This is a genomic window from Gemmatimonadales bacterium, assembly GCA_036265815.1.
Classification (GTDB): domain Bacteria; phylum Gemmatimonadota; class Gemmatimonadetes; order Gemmatimonadales; family GWC2-71-9; genus CAVVWJ01.
In genome coordinates this window covers 1-21,068 of sequence record DATAOI010000076.1, presented here as the reverse complement: position 1 = coordinate 21,068, position 21,068 = coordinate 1, and the positions used below count along the sequence as shown (strand labels likewise).

Here is a 21,068-nt window from a genome sequence, read left to right as displayed (position 1 = left end):
TTAGGAAATGCTCCCGGTCCAATCGACGTCGGTTCGCCTCTTCGCGCTGGCGGGCGCGACGCTGTTGGCCGACCCCGCCCCCGCGCTCCGAGTTCTCCGGACCACCCCGACCGCTGAAGCCGCGCCGACCACTGCCGTGACGATCACATTCGATCGTCCGGTGGCAGGCTCGCTCGACCGCACGGTGGATCCCGGCGCGATCTTCCGGATCGCGCCCGCCACGCCGGGTAAGACGGACTGGCGCGACCCGGTCACCCTGCGCTTCCGGCCGGCGGCGCCGCTGACGCCCAACACGGTGTACCAGGTCACCGTCGACAACCGCTTCGAGGCGATGGACGGCAGCCGGCTCGCCCAGCCCTACGCCTTCTCCTTCCGGGTGCGGGGACCGAGGGTGATCGCCGGTTGGCCGGTGGGCCCCGGCGACCGGGCGCGCTATCTCGGCGCCGACGCGAGGTTCGACCTGGTGGTCGACGCCCCGCTGGACTCGGCCGCAGTGGAGGGCGCTGCCTATCTCGAGTTCGATCGATTCTGCTCCGCGCCCGGCGTGATCCGCTTGAGGCTCGAATCCGAGCGACCCATCGCGACCGATGACCGCCCGGAGTTCCGTGAGGCCGGCGGCTGGGATCGTGATCGAGCGGCCGATCCGCTCCGACGCGTGGTCCGCCTCGTCCCCCGACAGCCGCTGCCGCGCGGCTGCGCCGGCCGGCTCACCGTCCCTTCCTCCTTCGATGAGACCGGCCGGGGTGATCTCCGACGCTGGGAGTTCTCCACCTACGGCGACTTCCGCCTGGTTCGGGCGGGATGCGGGTGGAACTACGCCTTCTGTCCCAGCGGCCCGCTCATCGTGGTCTTCTCCACTCCGGTACGGGGAGCCGAGCTGTTGCGACACCTGGCGTTGCGTCCGGCCCTGCCGTTTCAGGTGAGCGATACGTCAGGGTCGCGCGCCGAGTGGGCGCTCGACGCTACGCTCACCCCGCATACCGCCTATGCCCTGGTGGCTGACACGGCGCTGGCCGACGATTTCGGACAGCGCCTGACCGGCAACCCGGTTGCCACGGTGGTCACGACCGGTTTCGCCCCGGCGGTGAACTACCAGTCCGGGCGCGCGACCGTGGAACGGAAGGGCGCGCGGACGTTCGGGCTCACCCTCGTGAACGTGGATACCCTGGAGGTGCTGCTCGCGCCCGTGCCCGACTCGCTCGAGCCCGAGTTCCTGGCCCGGAGCGAGTGGGCCTGGAACGACCTCTGGCCCGCGCTCCTTCCCCATGCGTCGCGGCAGCGGCTCCCGGTGCGCGCCCAGCGCGACCGGGTGCGGGTGTACGGCGTTCCGCTCTCCACGCCGGTCTATACCCGTCAGGGGACCCCGACCTTGATGGCGCTGCAGGTGACCAGCTCCCGCCTCGACAGCGCCAGCCGGTCGCGGCGACCCATCGCGCTGGTGCAGGTCACCGATCTCGGCGTGCACGCCCGGGTGGGGGCGGATGAGGGCGTGGTGTGGGTCACCGGCGCGGGTGACGGCCGGCCCCGCGCCGGCGCGGCCGTGGCGCTGCACGACGCAACGGGGAAGATCGTTGCCCGGGCCACGACCGATTCCGCGGGGCTCGCGAGGCTCACGGGCTTTCGAGCTCGGGCGGCGGAGACCGACGCGGAGGAGGAAGACGAGTCCGGCCGGTCGAGCTTTCAAGGCTACGTGAGTGTGGTGCTGGGAACCGACCGCGCGCTGGTAGGGATCAGCGACTACGACCCCGACCTGAGTCCGTGGCGGTTCAACGTCAGTGCGGCCTGGGGCGCCGAGCGGCTGTCGGTGGCGGCAGGGGTCTTTACCGAGCGGGGCATCTATCGGCCCGGCGAGCCGCTCTACGCCAAGGCGATCGTCCGTACCGGCCCGCTCGGCACCCTGGTCCGTCCTCCCGCGGGTGACTCCCTCCGCTGGCTGTTCAAGGCCCGCGCGGACGAGGCCGGCGAGGCGGGCACCCTGCGCGACACTACGGTCGCGCTATCCCCCTTCGGCACGGCCGACCAGCGTTTCCTCGTGCCGACGGACGCACGTCTCGGCGAATACGCGTTGATCGTCCACCTTCGCCGGCAGGGGCGATGGACCGAGGTGGCCTCGTCCGCGTATCGGGTGGCCGAGTACCGGCCGCCTGAATTCCTGGTGAGCGTGGCGACCGACAGCGGCCCGCGGCATCCGGAGGATTCGGTGACCGCCGGGGTCGAGGCGCGGTACCTGTTCGGTGCGCCCATGGGCCGGGCGGCGGTGCGCTGGACCCTGCGGCAACAGCCGGTCTTCCCCGAGGAGATCCAGATCCCGGGCACCGAAGGGTTCCACGTCAGCGAGGGTGGCTGGTGGTACGAGGAGCCGGCGGATCAGTCGTCGCCGGTGCAGGTGGCAGGCAGCGGCATCGACACGCTGGACCCGGCCGGCCACCTGCGTCTCCGCCTCAAGCTAGGCGCCACGGCGCGCGGCCGGCCGTCCAGGGCCACGGTGGAGGCAACCGTCACCGATGTGAACCGGCAGACGGTGTCCGCCTCCGCGTCGCTGCTGGTGCATCCCGCCGATTTCTATCTCGGTGCCCGGCCGGACGGGAAGAGCTACTTCTGGACCGCCGGGGTACCGGTGAGCGTCGGCGTGATCGCGGTGCGGCCCGACGGTGGCAGGGTGCCCGAGGTCAAGGTGTCGGGCGCCGTGGTCCGGCGAGAGTGGCATCAGGTCCGCCGCGAGCGTGCCGGGTATCCGGAGCTGGTCGGGGAGTGGGTCGCCGACACCGTGGCCCGGTGCGACCTGGTCACCGCCTCCGACCCTGCGCCCTGTCGGTTCACTCCGCCCGCCGGCGGGACCTACATCGTGAGCTTCCGCGCGGCGGACCCGGCTGGCCGGGAAGTCGTGACCAGCTTCTACCGGTGGGTCATCGGCAAGGACTGGGTACCGTGGAACGACGAGAGTCAGTTCAAGATGGACGTGATCCCGGACAAGCCACGGTACGCCATCGGCGACACCGCCACGGTGCTGTTCGCCTCGCCGTTCACCGGAGCGGAGGCGTGGGTGACCGTGGAGCGCGAAGGGCTGATCCAGCAGCGGCGCCTCCGGATTCAGAGCGGCACCACCACATTCAAGCTTCCCATCACCGAGGCGCTCGCGCCCAATGTCTTCGTGTCCATCGTGGTGGCGCGCGGACGGAGCGCGCCGCCCGGTCCGCTCGACGATCCGGGCAGGCCTACCATCCGCGTCGGCTATGCCGAGCTGCGAGTCACGCCCGAGCGGAAGCGGCTGACGGTCGAGCTGACGCCGGAGGCATCGGAGTACCGTCCCGGCGACACCGCCCGGGTGAGCCTGCGCGTGCACGACGCCGCCGGCGCAGGCCAGAGGAGCGAGGTCACGCTCTGGGCGGTGGATGAGGGCGTGCTGGCGCTCACCGGATACCGCACGCCCGATCCGCTCGACCTGCTCTACCAGCCTCGCGGGCTCGGGATGCGGCTCGCGAGCACCCTCACCACGGTGGCGCCGCAGGTGGCCGAAGGTGAGAAGGGGAAGCGCGCGCCGGGAGGAGGGGGAGGACTCGACGCCGCGGACGTGCTGCGCTCCCGGTTTCAGACGACTGCCTTCTTTCTCGGGTCGGTGATCACCGACGGCGCGGGCCGGGGCACGGCGTCCGCGCGGCTGCCGGATAATCTGACCACCTTCCGCCTGATGGCCGTAGCCGTCACGGCCGGCGACCGCTACGGCAGCGGCCAGTCCTCGCTGCTGGTCACCCGGCCCCTGGTGGCCCGGCCGGCATTGCCCCGATTTCTCCGCGCAGGCGATCGCTTCGCCGCCGGCGTGGTGGTGAACTCCCGCGGTGGCGGGACCCCCGAGGTCAAGGTCGACGCGGAGAGCCGAGGCGCCGAGCTCAAGGGCAAGCGCAGCCAGACTACCACGCTCGAGACTGGGCGCGGCCGGGAGGTCCGCTTCGAGTTCCGGGCCCGCGCGGAGGACAGCGCCGCCTTCCGATTTCGGGCGGCAAGCGGCACCGACGCCGATGCCGTGGCGCTCAGCTTGCCAGTCCAGCCGGTCTACCATCCGCGCGCCTACACCGTGGCCGGCGTGCTGCATGACACTGCCTCGGCGGAGCTCCTGCTGCCGGAGGACATCGAGCCCGAGCGCTCCAGGCTGCAGCTCACCCTCGGTACGTCTCCGCTGGCGATGATCCGCGGGGCGTACCGCTGGTTCCGAGTCTATCCCTACTGGTGCACCGAGCAGGTGACCAGCGCGGCGGAGCCACTCCTCGCGCTGTATCGCGCGGCATCCGAGCTCGGGGCCGACTCGCTGCTGGGTCGGTCGGCGCATGCCGATCTGGTGCGGGCGGTAACCACGCTGAGCCGCCGCCAGCGCACCGACGGGGGCATCGGTCTCTGGAGCGCCACCGACTGGACCACGCCGTGGCTCAGTGCCTATGCCGGGGCCGTGCTGCTCGATGCCAGGGCCGCCGGCATCGTGGTGGATGACTCCGTGCTCGCGCGCCTCGGGGCATACCTGCATAAGTCGCTGACCGAGACATCGCCGCTGCTCACCCCGGTGGCGCACTGGTACGAGGCTCAGGATGTGCGGCTGAGCGACCGGGTGATGGCGGTGGATTACCTCAGCCGCGCCGGTCTCCGCGATCCCGCGGCGGAGAACGAGCTGCTGCGGCTTCAGGCGCAGCTTGCCTGGGAAGATCGGGTGCGGCTCGCCCTGGTACTCGCCCGAAATGGGGACCGGACCACCGCCCGGCGCCTGCTCGAGCCCGCCTGGGCCTCGGTGGTCGTGGAAGGCCGCACGGCCACGCTCCCGCCGGCGTCCCGCCGCGCGTTCTACTTCTTCTCGCCGATGCGCCCCGCGGCGTATCTGCTGAGCGCCACGCTCGCGGTGCAACCCGATCATCCGCTGGTCGGCCCGCTGGTGGAGACCCTGGTGGCGCAGGGGAGGGGAGATCAGTGGCTGTGGAACACCCAGGACTATGGCACGGCCGTGAGCGCCTTGCTCGAGTTCGAGAAGCACCAGCGAGTTGCCGGGGCGCGCGGCCTCCGGGTCACGGCCGGCAATCGGGTCGTCCTGGAGATCGGCGCCCTCGGCGCCAGTCGCGACTCCACCGTCAGCCTTCGTGGCCTGCTCGCGAATGGGAAGGCTGGCAAGCTGCTGCGCCTCGCGCTCGGGCCGGGCGGCACCGGCGCCCCCAGCGGCACCGGCGCCCCCAGTGGTGTGCCGCTGTTCTACTATCTGACCGTCACTGCGGTGCCGCGGGAGGCGCCGGTGCGGCCGGACGACCGCGGTCTTCAGGTAGAGCGCTGGTACGAGCGCTACTCCGATGGCAAGCCGATCACCGAGGCCGTCGAGGGAGAGCTGGTGCGGGTGAGGCTCCGGGTCACCGCCCCGAGCGAGCGCCACTTCGTGGTGCTGGATGATCCGCTGCCGGCCGGCCTCGAAGCGGTCGACCTGAGCCTCCTCACTGCGGGCGGCATCCCGGGCCCGGGAGCCCCGGATACCACGGCGTCCGAGCCTTCCGGCGATGATGCGGACGAGGCGCGTTGGAGCTACGGAAGCTGGGACGGGGGCTGGTGGTCGCCGTTCGATTACAAGGAGATCCGGGACGAGAAAGTGGTGTACGTGGCCTCCCAGCTCTGGAAGGGCAGCTACACCGCAGGCTACGTGGCGCGTGCCACCACGCCGGGCACCTTCATTCGCCCGCCGGCGCATGCCGAGGAGATGTACAACCAGGCGGTGTTCGGAGAGAGTGATGGCGGCGTGTTCACAGTGACGCCGAAGAGTGGCGGCAGATGAGCCGCCCTGTCTGGAGCCTCGGTCTTGCCGGGGCCGCCTTATCGGTCGCCGGGATTGTCTCCTGGATGATGGCGCCGCTTCCCGGCGGGCTCCTCACCAGCGCGCCCGGGCCCGGCCTCGTGCTGGAGGACCGCGCCGGTCTCCCGCTGCGGAGTACGCGGTCGTCCGATGGAAGTGTCCGGCGATGGCTACCACTGGAGGAGATGGATCCGGACGTCATCGCGGCGTTTCTTGCCGTGGAAGACCAGCGGTTCTACGGCCACCCGGGCGTCGATGCTCGCGCGGTGGCTCGCGCTCTCCGCTCGAACCTGCGCGCCGGCCGTGTGGTGTCCGGCGGCTCGACCATCACTATGCAGCTTGCCCGGGCGCTCCACCCGACCGCCCGCAGCTGGAGCGGCAAGCTGCGCCAGGCGCTCTGGGCGCTGCGACTCGAGCGACATCTCTCCAAGCAGGCCATCCTCGAGCAGTACCTCAACCGCGTGCCTCTCGGCCAGGGCGCTGTGGGAGTCGAGGCCGCTGCGGCGCTCTATTTCGGTGCGTCTGCCAGCGACCTGAGCCTGGGGCAAGCCGCCCTGCTGGCGGGGCTGGCCCGGGCACCGTCGAGCGACAACCCCCTCGTTTCGCCGCGGCGGGCCGAGCGGCGGCGTGCCTTCGCGCTCGGACGCCTCGTGGTTCGCGGCTATGCGACTCCGCCCACCATCGGTCGCGCGGCGGGCGAGCCGCTCCTCGGCCGCGACCGATCGCGACCGTTCCTCGCCCCGCACTTTACCACCCGAGTGGTGCAGTGGGCGGAACGGGAGGGATCGATAGCGGTGGGCACCTGGCGCACCTCGTTGGATCTCTCGCTCCAGTCGGATCTGGAGGCGGAAGTCCGTCACACGGTCGAGACGTTGGCTGATCAGGGTGTCGGTCAGGCAGCGGCTGTGGTGCTCGACAACGCCAGCGGCGAGATCCTGGCCTGGGTCGGATCGCCCGACTTCTGGGGCGACACGACGGGGCAGGTGGATATGGTCGTCTCGCCGCGCCAGCCGGGCTCCGCTCTCAAGCCGCTGCTCTACGCGCTCGCCTTCGACCGCGGCTACACCCCGGCCTCGCTGCTGGCCGACGTGGCCCACCTGTATCAGACATCGACCGGTCCCTACAGCCCGCGGAACTACGACCGGCGCTTCCACGGGCCGGTGCTCGCGCGTGAGGCCCTGGCGAGCTCGTTCAACCTCCCCGCGGTCGAGCTCGCCAGCCGGCTCGGGGTCGGGAGCCTGCTCCACGTGTTGCACGAGGCGGGGTTCGCCTCGCTTGGCCGGAGCGCCGAATTCTACGGCCTGGGGCTCGCGCTGGGGAACGGTGACGTCACCCTGCTCGAGCTGGCCAACGCCTATCGCGGTCTGGCCAACGGTGGGGTGTGGCGTCCTTACCGCTGGCGGGTGGCGGCCGCCTCCGAGGGCGCCAGTCCCGGAGAGCGGTTCGTGACCGCGCGTTCCGCGGCGCTGGTGCTCGACATCCTCGCGGATCCGGTGGCGCGGATCCCGGGATTTGGTCTCGACAGTCCGCTCGATTTCCCCTTTCCCGTCGCGGCCAAGACCGGAACGAGCCGGCACTTCACCGACAACTGGGCGGTGGCCACCACGGGACGCTTCACCGTGGCGGTCTGGGCCGGCAACTTCAACGGCCGACCTATGAACGGGGTGAGTGGTGTGAGCGGGGCGGGTCCGCTGCTGCACCGCGCCGTACTGGCTACCGCGCGACGCTACCCGCCCGGGTCGCTCACCACCCCTCGCATGGCTGGGGCCGTGCCGGTCAGGATCTGCCGGCTCTCGGGGCTTCGAGCCACCGCCTCGTGCCCGGGGGCGGTGGAGTGGTTCGCACCGGGGAGCGAGCCCATCAAGGACTGCGATTGGCACCGGGACGACGGCACGATTGCACTCCCCAGTCAATTCGCGGAATGGGCGGAGCGGAGCGGGGCACTCGCACTGGATACCGGACCGCCGCGGCATCCGGCGGGGAGCGCCAGCGCGGAGGCCGTCGGATTCCGCATCCTCTCGCCCCAGGACGGGGACGTGTACCGCATTCCTCCCGGCGTAGAGCGGCGATTTGCGACCGTGGCCCTGCGATCGGCGGCCGTTCCGGCGGGGTCGCGAGTGCACTGGTTCGTGGACGATCGCCCCTATGCAGGCCGGCGTTGGCCGCTGGCGCCGGGCACTCACCGGATTCGGGCGCTCTCGACATCAGGGCAGGCCGCAGAGGCGGTCGTGCGGGTGGAGTGACGTGGTCATTTAATCCCGAGCCCATTCAGTCGCAACGGTCACGGTCGTTCGGTCTTTCTTCTCTTTCGCGGTCCGTGACCACAGCGCATTGGTAAGATGGTTGTCGAGTACGCGTGTTTCCCCGGGCGTCTGGCGCCGCCCAATCCTCCCCGCCGGCCGGGCGCCAGACAGGCCGGCACGACGAGTAGAGGGAGTATGTGATGCTTCCTGCCGACCTGGAACAGGAGCGCTTGCTCATGGCCGAGCGTCTCCTGACCGAAATCGAACGCCGTCACGCACTGCCACCTTCGAACCACCGCGACCTTCTCCCCGTCATCACCGACCGTTTTCTCGCCGCCTATCTGCCCGAAACCCGCGAAGGCGAGCCGGCGCCGCGCGCGCTGGAATACGCCTTTGCCCGAACCCTCACCGAGGCGCTGGAACTCCTCCGGGACGTCGTCAGTGAATCTCCCGATGGCAGCGGCGCCGCCCTCTACGTCCACGATCTGGACGTGGGCATGACGGCAGACATGCGGCAGCTGCACTGATCCCATCTCGAATGGCGCGAGGGCGCCAGGCGTCCTCGCGCCGATCTTGTCGATCGTATCGTTGCTTCCGCCGTTGGCGGCCTGCCCTGTGCCTGCCCACCGCTCGATCCTCAGGTGGAAACCTGATCCCCGCGGATACCGTCGTTGGTAAGGCGCCTCGGCTCGGCGTCCGCCACGCTCACCAATCGGAGGAGTGATGCCGTTCCGTGCCACCTGGCTGCTGCTGGGGAGTCTGCTGGCCATGGCCGGTCCACCGGCGGGCCGAATCCGGCACGTGCCGGGCGAGTATCGAACCATCCAGGCGGCCATCGACAGCTCGGCAGCGGGCGATACCGTGCTGGTGGCCCCGGGACGCTATCTGGAGAACATCCGGTTCGGGGGCAAGGGAATCCTCGTGGCCAGCGAGTACCTGCTGAGGCACGACCCGGCGATCATCTCCCGCACCATCATCGACGGAAGCCACCCGCGACACCCCGACACCGCCAGTGTGGTGCTGTTCGTCGACGAGGAGGACTCGACCGCGGTTCTGAGCGGGTTCACCCTTACGGGCGGCAAGGGCACCATCTGGACCGATGCCGCCCAGAAGGCGCCGTATCGCGAGGGCGGGGGCGTGCTCTGCGAGCTCTCCTCTCCCGTCATCCAGCACAACGTGATCGAGGACAATCAGGCGGTCGATGTGGCAGCCGCGGCCGGCGTGTTGAGCGCGGGTGGCGGCGGGATCCGTTGCGGGTATGCGGAGCCGATCATCCGGAACAACGTGATCCGGCGAAACCAGGGTCACTACGGCGCGGGCATCGTGCTCTTCCACTCGGCCGGCACGGTCCGAAACAATCTCATCGTGGGGAACCGCGGCGGGGCCGGATTCGGCGGCTCGGGGCTCTGGGTGGTGGGCAGGCTCAGTTACCGGCTGGCCAACCTGATCGAGCAGAACACCATCACGGGCAATGTCGCGGTGCTGCCCGACACCACCCCGGGAGGGCTGGCGGGGAAAGGTGGCGGACTCACCATCTACGCGCCCGCCGTGCTGCGCAATAATATCGTGTGGGGCAATCAGCAGGCGGTCGGCGGCCAGATCGACAAATCGAAGCGCCGTTCTCCGACGGGCGATTACGATCTGGTCGAAGGCGGCTTCCCCGGCACCGGGAATCTCGACGCCGATCCGCGCTTCGCCGACAGCCTCCACTACTACCTGGCCCCGGGCTCACCGGCGATCGACTCCGGCGACCCCTCCGTGGCTCCTGACCCCGGCTCCGGAGGCGCCGCGCGCCGGCCGGCGATGGGCCGCCGGCGCGCCGACCTCGGCGCCTATGGCGGTGCGGGGAGCGCGGTGCTGCTCCCATGACTCGTCGACAACCAATCTTCGGATGAGGCCGCACATGCAGATGATCAACTCGTTCCGCTCGTTCCGCCTCGCCGCGGTCGCGGGACTCCTCCTGGCGGCTGCGCCGGCGCCACCCACCATCGTCGAATACGTGATTCCCCGTCCCGGCAACTTCCCGCACGATCCTGCCGTCGCCCGCGACGGGAGCGTCTGGTACACCGACCAGAAGAACAGCTTCATCGGCCGGCTCGACCCCGCGACTGGGAAAGTCGTCGACTATCCCACGCCGACCGCCCGCTCCGGGCCGCACGGTCTCACGGTGGCGCCGGACGGGCACGTCTGGTACACCGGGCAGGGCGCCGGCGTCATCGGCCGGGTAGATCCCAAGACCGGGCACATCACCGAATTCGCGCTGCCCCCGGAAGTGCGTAATCCCCACACGCCCATCTTCCACCAAGGTCGGATCTGGTTTACCGACGCGAACAACGCGAGCTACGGCAGTCTCGACCCCGAGAGCGGTGCGGTGAAGGTGTACCACACTCCGACTCCCGAGTCGGTCCCCTACGGCATCGTGGCCGCGCCCGACGGGTCGATCTGGATCGCGATGCTGGGTACCAACAAGCTGGGTCGAGTCGATCCCGCGACCGGCAGCATGCGTGAGTTCGTGCTGCCCGCCGCCGAAGCGCGGCCGCGGCGCCTGCAGGTGGGTGGAGACGGCACCGTCTGGTATACCGACTTCGGGCGCGGCTACCTCGGGGCGCTCGATCCCAAGACAGGGAAGGTGCGAGACTGGCCGTCGCCATCGGGCAAGGGGTCCGGCCCGTATGGCATCGCTATCGGCACGGACGGACGGGTCTGGTACTGCGAGTCGGGGGCCGGCAAGATGGTCGCCTTCGATCCCAAGACCGAGAAGATGGAGACGATCGCCTTCCCCACGCCCGGCGCGATCGTGCGGCACATGGAGACGGACAGCACACGCGGCAGGCTCTGGCTGGCGCTGAGTGGAACCGGGCGGTTGGGGAAGATCGAGCTCGGCAAATAGCTTCGGGCCTCCGCCGCTTCGGCTTCCGCCGCGTCGGCTGAGGCAGCGTCGCTAAGGCCCCGACGAAGGGGTCGATCCCTCCGGCTTGTGTTCTGCCGGTGCCAGTGCATACTTATGCAATATGCACTCACCCGGCGCCCCCCTCGCCCTCGCCTTCTCCGGCGGGCTCGACACCTCCTACTGCGTTCCCCGCCTGGCCGAGGACGGCTGGGCCGTGCACACCGTGTACGTGGACACCGGCGGCGCCACCGCCCAGGAGCGCGCCGCCATCCGGCAACAGGCGGAGCGGGTCGGCGCCGTCGAGCACCACGAAATCGACGCGCGCGACCAGGTCTACCTGCGCTTCGTCCGGTTCCTCATCCAGGGCAACGTGCTCCGGGGAGAGGTCTACCCCCTGAGCGTGGCGGCGGAGCGGACCCAGCAGGCACTCTCGGTGGTGGAGACCGCCCGGCGCATGGGCGCCCGCGCCGTCGCCCACGGCTCCACCGGCGCCGGCAACGACCAGATCCGGTTCGATGTCGCACTGCGGGTCCTCGCCCCCGATCTTCAGATCGTCACCCCGATCCGCGACCACGGCGTGAAGCGCGAGCAGTCGATCGCCTACCTCGAGCGACTCGGCCTTCCGGTGCCCGCCAAGGCCGGCGCCTACTCCATCAACCGCGGCCTCTGGGGCACCACCTGGGGCGGCGGTTGGACCCACGATACCTGGGCGGGACCGCCGCCGGAGCTGCTCGACCCACCAGCCACAGCGCCCGCGGTCCGCGAAATCGTGCTGGCATGGGAGCGCGGGCTTCCCGTCGCCCTCGACGGCGCCGCCTTGGTGGGTCCCGCGCTGGTCGCTCGCCTGGGTGAGCTCTCGGAGGCATACGGTCTCGGCCGCAACATCCACGTGGGTGAGACCGCCCTGGGTATCAAGGGCCGGATCGGTTTCGAGGCCGGCGCCGCGCTGCTGCTGATCGGCGCGCACCGCGAGCTGGAGAAGCTGGTGCTCACCAGGTGGCAGACGTTCTGGAAGGACCAGCTCGGCCGCTTCTACGGCGACCGGCTGCACGAGGGCCAGTACTTCGACCCGTCGCTGCGCGACATCGAGGCGCTGATCACCAGCTCGCAGGTGCGGGTCACCGGCGAGACCCGGGTCCGTCTCGCGCCTGGCCGCTTTCAGGTGGTGGGCACCCGCAGTCCGCACTCCATGATGGATGCTTCGGTCGCCACCTACGGCGAGGAAAATCTCCTCTGGACCGGGGACGAGGCCCGTGCGTTCGCCCGGGTGTCTGCCGTGCCCTCGCTGCTCGCCGCGCGCGCGGCGCCGAAGTAAAGCCTTTCTCCCGCATGAGGTCATCGATGGTCGTCACCAGTCGGGTCCGGCTCGACCGGATCAGCAGCTCCACCAGAAACGCCGCGCTCTCCCCCGAGGTGATCGTGGGCGACGAGATCGTCGCGGCCGAGGGGTACGTGCTTGCCGTGCGCGTCCTGGAGGACAAGGCCGACTACAACACGGTCGAGGACGTCACCGGACGAATGCTCGCGCTTCGTGCCGGCGATGTGCTCGCCGGCACTCTCGGCACTCGCCGCGCGCTCCGGGGCTACGCCGGTGTGGTGCCGGGGCGCATCGCCGTCGGCGACACGATCGAGGTCCTCAATCTCGGCGGCATTCTGGGCCGCTGCACCTCGGTCAACCCGGAGATCGGGCCGCCGTTCAAGGCCGAGGTATTGGGCGCCGTCCTCGCGTTCCCCGAGCTGGGCGACCGGGTCGGCCGGCCGGCCCACATCCGCGACCGCGCCGTTCCGCCGGCGGACGCGCTGGAGACCAAGGTCCCCGTCGTCTACGTCGCCGGCACCTGCATGAACTCCGGCAAGACGGTGGCGGCGACGGAGCTGGTGCGCGGGCTCACTCGCGGCGGCCTCCGGGTGGCCGCGGCCAAGCTCACCGGGGTCTCGCTCATGCGCGACGCGCTCTCCATGCTCGACGCGGGTGCGGTGGCCGCGCTCACCTTCAACGACGTCGGTATCGCCAGCACGCATGCGGGAGTGACGGTGACGACCGCCAAGGGGATCTTCAACCGTCTCGCCGGCACCAGGCCCGACGTGATCGTCGCCGAGCTGGGCGATGGCATCCTGGGCGAGTACGGCGTACAGGACATTCTGCACGACCGGGAGCTGACCCGGGTCGGCGCGGCCTACGTCATGGCGGCGCCCGACCCGGTGGCCTGCTGGGGCGCCGTCGAGCTGATGCGGCGGGAGTTCGAGCTGCCGGTCACCGTCATCACCGGACCGGCCACCGACAACGAAGTCGGCCAGGTGTACGTCACGACCGGTCTGGGCCTCCCGGCACACAACGCCCGGCGGGACACGGCGGGCCTGCTCGCGGTGGTGCGCGCCGCGATCGAGGCCTACGTGCCTCCAGGGGCGGACCTCGCGCGTCTTCGAGCCACCGTGGTGGCCGCCGGCGCATGAAGATCGCCGTTGTCGGCGCCGCGGGGTACGCCGGAGGCGAGCTGCTCCGCTTACTGCTCCAGCATCCCCATGTCACGGAGTGCGTGGCGACCAGCCGGAGTCAGGCCGGCAAGCCGATCGCCGACGTGCACCCGGCGCTCGCCGCCGTGTCGGACGCGCGCTTCGCGGGGGCCACACCGGGAGAGGTCGCGCGGGGCCGTGACGTGGTTTTCCTCTGCCTCGAGCATGGCGAGTCTTCGCGGATCGCCGGGGAGGTCTTCGAGGCGGGGCCTGGTCTGGTCATCGATCTCGCCGCGGATTTCCGGGTGCAGGATCTCGATCTGTACGAGCGGTTCTACGGGCCGCATGCCGCGCCTGATCTGGTGCGCCGATTCGCCTACGGGCTGGCCGACGTGCGCGGGTGCGAGCTTCGGGGCGCGACCGCCATCGCGGCCCCCGGCTGCTTCGCCACCGCGGCGCAGCTGGCGCTCTATCCTCTCGCCCGGGCCGGGCTGGACGTCTCGCCCTCGCTTTTCGCGGTCACTGGCTCGAGCGGAGCCGGCGTACAGCCCCGGCCCACCACCCACCATCCGATGCGGGCCAACAACCTCTTCGCCTACTCGGTGCTCGGCCATCGTCACGAGGCCGAAGTGCTGCAAGGCTGGCGGGAATGGGTCGGGCGGCCCGATGCGACGGCACGTCTACTGACCCATTCCGGCCCGTTCGTGCGGGGGATCTACCTCACCCTGCACGCTTATCTCGACACCGACCTGGCCATCACCGAGGGAGATCCCGGCAGCGTCGCGGCCGACTGGTATCGGGACGCCTATCGTGACCGGCCGTTCGTCCGAGTGCTCGATACCCCGCCCGAGCTCACCCATGCGGTGGGCACCAACTACGCTCTGATCCACGCGGTCGAGAGCACCGACGGCCGGGAGGTGCAGGTCACCGTGGCCATCGACAACCTGGTGAAAGGCGCCGGGGGCCAGGCCGTCCAGGCGATGAATCTCGCGCTGGGTATCGACGAGCGGGCCGGACTCGCCATCGCGGGGGCATATCCGTGCTGAGTCAGAGCGTGGCCTCGGCGGTCGGCGCCCGGCCCGCGCTCCTCCCGGTCTACGCCTCGATGCCGGTGCGCCCGGTCCGTGGCTTCGGGTCCTGGCTCATCGACGAGAACGGGGATCGGTGGCTCGACGCCTACGGCGGCCACGCCGTCGCCTCCACCGGCCACAGCCATCCCGATGTGGTCCGGGCCATCGCGGAGCAGGCGGAACGGCTGCTGTTCTACTCCACCGCGGTACCGCTTCCCCAACGGGAGGAGCTGGCGGAGAAGCTGGCGGCGCTCTGTCCCGATCCGCTGGGTCAGGTCTTCTTCTGCAACTCCGGCGCGGAGGCCAACGAGAACGCGTTGCATCTGGCGCGCCGGGCTACCGGGCGGCAGACCATCGTCACCATCCGGGGCGGCTGGCATGGGAGGACAGCGGCGACGCTTGCCTGCACCGACGGGCCGGGGTATGAGGAGGCGGCCCGCCGCGCCGGCGTGCCGCTGTCGGTCAAGGTGCCGTTCGACGATATCGCCGCTCTCGACGCCGCAGTCGACGAGCGCGTAGCGGCGGTGCTGGTCGAGCCGGTCCAGGGGTTCGCCGGTGCCCGCGACTGCTCGCCCGATTTCCTGCACGCCGCCCGCCGGATCTGCAGCGCGCGGGGCGCGGCCCTGCTCTTCGACGAGGTGCAGTGCGGGGTCGGCCGCTGCGGCGGGTTCAGCGCAGCTGCGGCATTCGGGGTGACGCCGGACGCGCTCACCTTTGCCAAGGGGCTCGCGGGCGGGCTTCCGATCGGCGCCGTGGTGGCCGCGCCCAGCCTCACGGACTCGCTGACTCCCGGCGACCTCGGCAGTACCTTCGGAGGCGGCCCGGTGCCGTGCGCGGCGGCGCTCGCCAATATCGGCGTGATCGAGCGGGACGGTCTCATCGCCAACGCGGTCGAGATCGGGGGTCACCTCGCGCAAGGGGCGCGGGCATTGGGCGTTGCCACCGTCACCGGGCGGGGTCTGCTGCTTGGCCTTCACCTGGGGCGGCCGGCCGTCGAGGTGCAGCGGGCGCTCTTCGACCGCCGGATCCTCACCGGCACCGCCACCGACCCGCGGGTGCTTCGGTTGTTGCCGCCGCTCTCGTTCTCGCTCCGCGAGGCCGATCTCCTGCTCGCAGGGCTCAAGGAGGTGCTGCCGTGAGCAAACGCGACTTCCTGGCGCTGGAGGATTGGACCGCGGACGAGGTCGAGGGCCTGCTGGCGCTCGCGGGGCGGATCAAGCGCGGGGAGATCACCGGGGGCCTCGAGCGGAAGGTGCTGGCCATGGTGTTCATGGATCCGAGTCTTCGGACCCGCACCAGCTTCGAGACCGCGATGTACCTCCACGGCGGACACGCCGTCGTGCTGGAGCCGGGGAAGGGGAGCTGGCCGCTGGAGACCGAGCTGGGCGCCGTGATGGACGGCGACACGGTCGAGCACATCGTGGACGCGGCCCGGGTGCTGGGTCGCTACGCCGATGCGCTGGGACTGCGCAGCTTTCCCCGGGGCAGCGATTGGACCGAGGCGCGGAAAGATCTCATCCTCCGGAATTTCGCCCGCTACTGCGACAAGCCGGTCATCAACCTCGAGTCCGCCCGCCGCCACCCCTGCCAGGCTCTGGCCGACGCCATGACTCTGCGGGAAAAGCTGGGCGACACCGCCGGTAAGCGCTTCGTCCTCACCTGGGCCTGGCATCCCAAGGCGCTCCCCACGGCCGTACCCGCCAGTGCGGCCCTTGCCGCCGCCCGGCTCGGCATGGAGATCGTCATTGGCCGCCCGGAGGGGTACGAGCTCGACCCCGAGGACACCGCGCTGGTCCGCCGGCTGACGCAGGAGACGGGCGGGGAGTTCGTCCACATCATCGACGATCCCGACGACGCGCTGGTCGGCGCGGACGCGGTGTACGTCAAGTCCTGGGGCTCGGTCAAGCTCTACGGCAAGCCTCAGGAAGAGGCGGCGCTCCGGGCAGGCCTCCGAGACTGGCGGCTCACCCCCGCCCGGCTCCGCGGGACCCGGGGCGGCAAGGGGATCGTGATGCATTGTCTCCCGGTCCGGCGCAACGTGGAGATCGACGACGCCGTGCTGGATGGGCCGAACTCGGTCGTGGTGGAGCAGGCGGAGAACCGGCTCCACGCGCAGCGGGCCCTCTTGTTGGAGCTGCTTGGGAGAAGTGCCGCGTGACCATCGACACCAGCAAGGGCATCGCGGGCCTCAAAGGGGCGCTGCGCTATGTGCGAGCGTATCGCGATCAGGTCTTCGTCGTGAAGCTGGGCGGCGACGTGGTGGGAGAGCCGGAGGTGCTCGATCACGTGACCGCCCAGCTCGCGCTGCTCTCCTCCCTCAGCATCCGGCTGGTCGTGGTCCACGGCGGAGGGCCGCAGGCGTCCAACCTGAGCCGCCGGCTCGGCACCGAGCCGCGCATCGTGGCGGGGCGCCGGATCACCGACGACGCGGCACTTGAAGTGGCCAAGATGGTCTACGCCGGCCAGCTCAATGTCGACCTGCTCGCTGCGCTCCGGGAGCACCGGGTGCAGGCGGTGGGACTGAGCGGGGTGGACGCCGACCTCATCACCGCCCACCGCCGCCCGCCCGGCAACGTGGTGGACGACGACGGTGCCACGCTGAAGGTGGACTTCGGCCACGTGGGCGATATCCAGCGGGTCGACCCCCGGATCCTCACCACCCTCATGGAAGCGCGGTTCGTCCCGGTGGTCGCCAGCCTGGCGGGCGGAGAGGATGGGGAGGTGTTCAACGTGAATGCCGACACCGTGGCGGAGTCGCTCGCGGTGGCGCTCCGGGCCCAGAAGCTCATCTTCCTCACCGGCGCCCCCGGCGTGCTCCGCGACCGGAAGGACCCGACCACCCTCGTCACCTTTGCCGACCCCGACGACCTCGCCGGCCTCATGGCCAGTGGCGTCCTGGCAGGTGGAATGCGGCCCAAGGTGGAGGCCTGCATCCGGGCGGCCACCGGCGGGGTCGAGCGCACCCACATCATCGACGGCCGCGCTCCCGACGCGCTGCTGCTGGAGGTCTTCACCGGGGCGGGCTGTGGCACTATGATCGTCGGCCGCAAGGAGAAGGCCACCTACCTCGGAGTCGATCTTGCCGGATGAGGTCCAGCTCCTGCGAGACATCGTGGCAATTCCGTCGGTGAGCGGCGACGAGGCAACCCTGGCCTCCTTCCTCGAGGAGACCGCGCGCGGGTGGGGTCTCGAGGTGACCCGGGACGATGCCGCGGTCCGGGTCGAGCTCCGCGGCCGCGCCCCGGGCGCAACCATCGCTCTGGTCTCCCATCTCGACGTGGTGCCGCCGGGCAGCGGGTGGACCCGCGATCCGTTCACCCCGTTCATCGAGGACGGCCGCCTCTATGGCCGTGGCTCGGGCGATGCCAAGGCCTCGGTGGCTGCCATGCTCTGCGCCGCGAAGGACCTGCTGGATGCCGGCGGCCTCGCGGCGGGGCGCCTGCTGGTATTGCTCGGGTACGGCGAGGAGACCAAGAACACCACGATGGAGCGGGCGGTCGCCCGCGCGGGCGCTATCGAGGCGGCGGTGGTCGGCGAGCCGACCAGTCTCGACGTCGCCGTTGCGCAACGGGGGCTCCTCATGGCCGACCTGATCGCCCAGGGGCACCAGCGTCACGCCGGCTACGCGTCGGCCGATGGGGATTTCACCAACGCCGCGCTGGTCCTCGCACGCGACCTGCTGCGGCTGCAGGACCTTTTCGATTCCCGAGCGCATCCGGTGCTGGGTCAGACCACCGCGACGCCGACGATGCTGGAGGCGGGCATCAGCCGCAACGTGACGCCACCCGTGGCCAAGGCCGTGCTCGACATCCGCAGCACGCCGGACTGGAGCCACGAGGAGATCACCCAGGTGCTGCAGCGCGCGCTCGAGTCGACGGTCGTGGTCACCTCCCGGCGCATGGTCCCCTGCGAGACGCCCCCGGGCTCACCGCTTCTCGCCGCGGCCCGCCGGGTCCGTCCCAAGGCCAGGACCTTCGGGAGTCCGACCTGCTCCGACTGGGTTTTTCTCCGGCACACCGACGCGATCAAGTGCGGCCCCGGCACCAGCCGGCGCTCGCACACGGCCGACGAGTACGTCGATCTGCCCGAGGTCACCGCCGCGCGCGAGTTCTACGCCGGGCTCGTGACCGCGTATCTCGGGGAGCACTAGCGGCGTGGCCAGGCCGACCACCCTCTGGAGCGCCTCGAGCGCCCCCGACCGGGCGGTGCTCGAGTACACCGCTGGTGACGACCGGCCATGGGATTCGCGGCTGCTGCGGTGGGACGTGCTCGGCAGCCTGGGGCACATCGAAGGGCTCCGCGCCGCGGGTCTCCTGAGCGGCGCCGAGTACGGCCGGCTCCGCCGCGGGCTTCGGCAGGCGCTGGCGGCGGTGGATTCGGGGCATCTGGCGGTCGCGCGCCGTCACGAGGACATCCATACCGCGGTCGAGGAATGGCTGACGCGGCGCCTGCCGGGCATCGGCGAGCGGCTCCACACGGGTCGGTCGCGAAACGATCAGGTTGCCTGCGACCTGCGGCTCTTCCTCAAGCACTCCCTCTGGTCGCTGCACCAGGCGGCGCTTGCGCTGGCGGAGGAGCTGGTCTCCTTTGCCTCCCGCCACCGGACGGTGCTCTGGCCCGGCTACACCCATCAGCGCCGAGCCATGCCGTCATCGGTCGGGCTCTGGGCGGGAGCGTACGCGGAAGGCATGCTCGATACGATCGAGGCGCTTCCGGCGCTGTGGACCCAGGTGGATCGCTCGCCGCTGGGAAGCGCGGCGGGGTACGGCGTGCCGCTCCCGCTCGACCGGGCGCTGGTGGCGCGGGCGCTCGGCTTCGGCGGGCTGGACCGGAACGTCGCTACGGTGCAGGGCGGGCGGGGCAAGCTGGAGGCCGCCGCGCTCTTCTGGTGCTCCCAGCTGGGCCACGAGCTGCAGCGGCTCTCGGCGGACGTGATTCTCCTGAGCGCGGAGGAGTTCGGCTACCTGATCCTGCCGGCGGAGCTCGCCACCGGGTCGAGCATCATGCCCCACAAGCGCAATCCCGATCTGTTCGAGCTCACCCGGGCCCGGGCCGCCGCGCTGGAGGGGGACCTCGTCGCCGTGCTGCAGATCAAGGGCAAGCTCGCCGGCGGTTACCATCGGGACTTCCAGCTTCTGAAGGAGCCGCTCATGCGCGGGCTCGACCGCACCGCGGCGATGCTCGGGATGATGGCGAGCGCGGTTCCCCGGCTTGGCGTCGATCGCGCGCGCTGCTCGGCCGCGCTCGCGGGCGGGACGTTGGCGACCGACGAGGTCATGCGCCGGGTCGAGCTGGGTCAGCCGTTCCGCCTGGCGCATCGGGAGGTGGCGGCCGCGCTCACCCGTGGCGAGCGATTCGTTTCTCCAGCCCCCACCCACATCCTGGCCCGGCGGTCGTCCGCCGGGGGGCTCGGTGATCTGGGTCTCCCCCAGGCGCGCGCTCGAATCCGGCGCGCGCGGAGCTGGGCCGCGCGCGAGCGGCGGCGCTTCGACGCCGCGATGCAGCGGCTGGCCGGCCGCACCCGGGCTCGGGCAGGATGACGACCGACCGGCGCAAGCGCCACCTCAAGATCCTCGAGCTGATCAGCACTCGTGCGGTCCGTACCCAGGAGGAGCTGGCGGAGGCGCTGGCCTCCGAGGGATGGGACGTCACCCAGTCATCGGTCAGCCGTGACATCGCGGCACTGCGGCTGGTCAAGGTGGATGGCGCCTACCGGCGGTCCGCCTCGATCCGGCCGCCCGCGGACCCGGACGAGCTTCGCATTTCGGAGGGAGTCCTGAGCATAGAGCCGGCCGGCGAGGCGCTCGTCGTCCTGCACACGCCCCCGGGTGAAGCCAACCGGGTGGCGGTGGCCATCGACCGGCTGGCGTGGTCCGACGTGGTGGGCACGCTGGCCGGCGACGATACCATCTTCCTGGCCGTCAAGGACGCCAGGGCCCAGCGCCGGGTCATCGCCGAGGTGCGGAAGCTTTCGCTTGGCTGAGCGGATTGCGCATCGTTGGTTGACCCGCGAAAAAGAGAGGGCGGCTCTGGCGAGCCGCCCTCTCAAAGCGAAAGCCGTCAGGGTACGCGTTACGGGGCGACGTTGGTCTTGACCATCCCAACACCGGCACCAGTCCGGCCGATCACATTGGCGTTGGCAGTGAGGACCAGACCGCCCGACTTGGTGACGGTAAGGCTGAGGGTTGCCGTCCCGCCCGCTCCGGTCACCGCGGACACCGTGTCGGGTGTTGGCGCGGGCGGAGTGAGGCACGCGGGATCCTTGGGACCCTGCACCCGGGTGGGGGTCCCATTGTTGTTGGAGCCCTTGATGTAGACACAGGTGTTGAGTACGCCCGTGGCAACCGATTGGTCATCCAGAGCGGTGACGGTGACGGTCGCGTTGAACGGCTTCCCGAGCTTCGGCCCCTTGCTGCCCGGAGCGGTGAAGGTCACCGTCAGGGTCGACACCCCATTCGTCTTGAACTTGCTCTTGAAGCCGCTGGTCGTTCCGCTGGAGCCCGTCTTCACCGCGACGGCTGCCTGGAGCGGCTGCGGCGTGAGCAGCTCGGTACTCCAGTGCGCTACCCTGCTGAGGAGTGCGCGGGGGCCCCACCCGG

Annotated in this window: 15 protein-coding genes; 14 read left to right on the top strand and 1 reads right to left on the bottom strand. The window is 70.7% G+C overall.

What is annotated here, in order from left to right; all coding sequences use genetic code 11:
• Positions 1–7: 7 nt before the first annotated feature.
• The 14 genes from VHR41_15985 (at position 8) to VHR41_15920 (ending at position 20,452) form a co-directional block, all read left to right on the top strand.
• Positions 8–5,794, top strand: coding sequence for an alpha-2-macroglobulin family protein (locus VHR41_15985; GenBank protein ID HEX3235698.1), 5,787 nt, complete (start codon positions 8–10; stop codon positions 5,792–5,794).
• A complete protein-coding gene (gene pbpC, locus VHR41_15980) occupies positions 5,791–8,055 on the top strand; it encodes a penicillin-binding protein 1C (protein HEX3235697.1) in 2,265 nt (754 codons plus the stop codon). Before VHR41_15985 ends, pbpC begins: the two co-directional genes overlap by 4 nt.
• Before the next feature lie 200 nt (positions 8,056–8,255).
• Positions 8,256–8,582 carry a hypothetical protein gene (locus VHR41_15975; protein ID HEX3235696.1) on the top strand — a complete coding sequence of 109 codons (327 nt, stop codon included), beginning with the start codon at positions 8,256–8,258 and terminating at the stop codon, positions 8,580–8,582.
• Between the two features lie 196 nt (positions 8,583–8,778).
• On the top strand, positions 8,779–9,924 hold the full coding sequence (locus VHR41_15970) for a right-handed parallel beta-helix repeat-containing protein (protein HEX3235695.1): 1,146 nt from the start codon (positions 8,779–8,781) through the stop codon (positions 9,922–9,924).
• Between the two features lie 34 nt (positions 9,925–9,958).
• Complete coding sequence (locus VHR41_15965; GenBank protein ID HEX3235694.1) at positions 9,959–10,945, top strand: hypothetical protein; 987 nt, start codon at positions 9,959–9,961, stop codon at positions 10,943–10,945.
• A gap of 121 nt (positions 10,946–11,066) precedes the next feature.
• Positions 11,067–12,260 (top strand): argininosuccinate synthase domain-containing protein, encoded by a 1,194-nt coding sequence (locus tag VHR41_15960; GenBank protein ID HEX3235693.1) that lies wholly within the window; start codon positions 11,067–11,069, stop codon positions 12,258–12,260.
• A 26-nt stretch (positions 12,261–12,286) separates the two neighbouring features.
• On the top strand, positions 12,287–13,399 hold the full coding sequence (locus VHR41_15955) for a hypothetical protein (protein ID HEX3235692.1): 1,113 nt from the start codon (positions 12,287–12,289) through the stop codon (positions 13,397–13,399).
• Entirely contained in the window at positions 13,396–14,445 is a 1,050-nt protein-coding gene (gene argC, locus VHR41_15950) for an N-acetyl-gamma-glutamyl-phosphate reductase (GenBank protein HEX3235691.1), read from the top strand. The genes VHR41_15955 and argC overlap by 4 nt, the downstream gene beginning before the upstream one ends.
• Positions 14,439–15,608 (top strand): aminotransferase class III-fold pyridoxal phosphate-dependent enzyme, encoded by a 1,170-nt coding sequence (locus VHR41_15945; protein HEX3235690.1) that lies wholly within the window; start codon positions 14,439–14,441, stop codon positions 15,606–15,608. The genes argC and VHR41_15945 overlap by 7 nt, the downstream gene beginning before the upstream one ends.
• Positions 15,605–16,627, top strand: a complete 1,023-nt coding sequence (locus tag VHR41_15940) for an N-acetylornithine carbamoyltransferase (GenBank protein ID HEX3235689.1) — start codon at positions 15,605–15,607, stop codon at positions 16,625–16,627. Before VHR41_15945 ends, VHR41_15940 begins: the two co-directional genes overlap by 4 nt.
• Positions 16,624–17,559 (top strand): acetylglutamate kinase, encoded by a 936-nt coding sequence (gene argB, locus VHR41_15935; GenBank protein HEX3235688.1) that lies wholly within the window; start codon positions 16,624–16,626, stop codon positions 17,557–17,559. Before VHR41_15940 ends, argB begins: the two co-directional genes overlap by 4 nt.
• Positions 17,549–18,619, top strand: coding sequence for a M20/M25/M40 family metallo-hydrolase (locus tag VHR41_15930; protein HEX3235687.1), 1,071 nt, complete (start codon positions 17,549–17,551; stop codon positions 18,617–18,619). Before argB ends, VHR41_15930 begins: the two co-directional genes overlap by 11 nt.
• Positions 18,620–18,623: 4 nt before the next feature.
• Positions 18,624–20,009: a lyase family protein gene (locus VHR41_15925; protein ID HEX3235686.1), complete on the top strand. Its 1,386-nt coding sequence runs from the start codon at positions 18,624–18,626 to the stop codon at positions 20,007–20,009.
• On the top strand, positions 20,006–20,452 hold the full coding sequence (locus VHR41_15920) for a hypothetical protein (GenBank protein ID HEX3235685.1): 447 nt from the start codon (positions 20,006–20,008) through the stop codon (positions 20,450–20,452). The genes VHR41_15925 and VHR41_15920 overlap by 4 nt, the downstream gene beginning before the upstream one ends.
• Before the next feature lie 89 nt (positions 20,453–20,541).
• On the opposite strand, the gene VHR41_15915 is transcribed toward VHR41_15920, so the two are convergent.
• The coding region (locus VHR41_15915) for a hypothetical protein (protein HEX3235684.1) at positions 20,542–21,068 on the bottom strand (527 nt) is incomplete at its 5' end.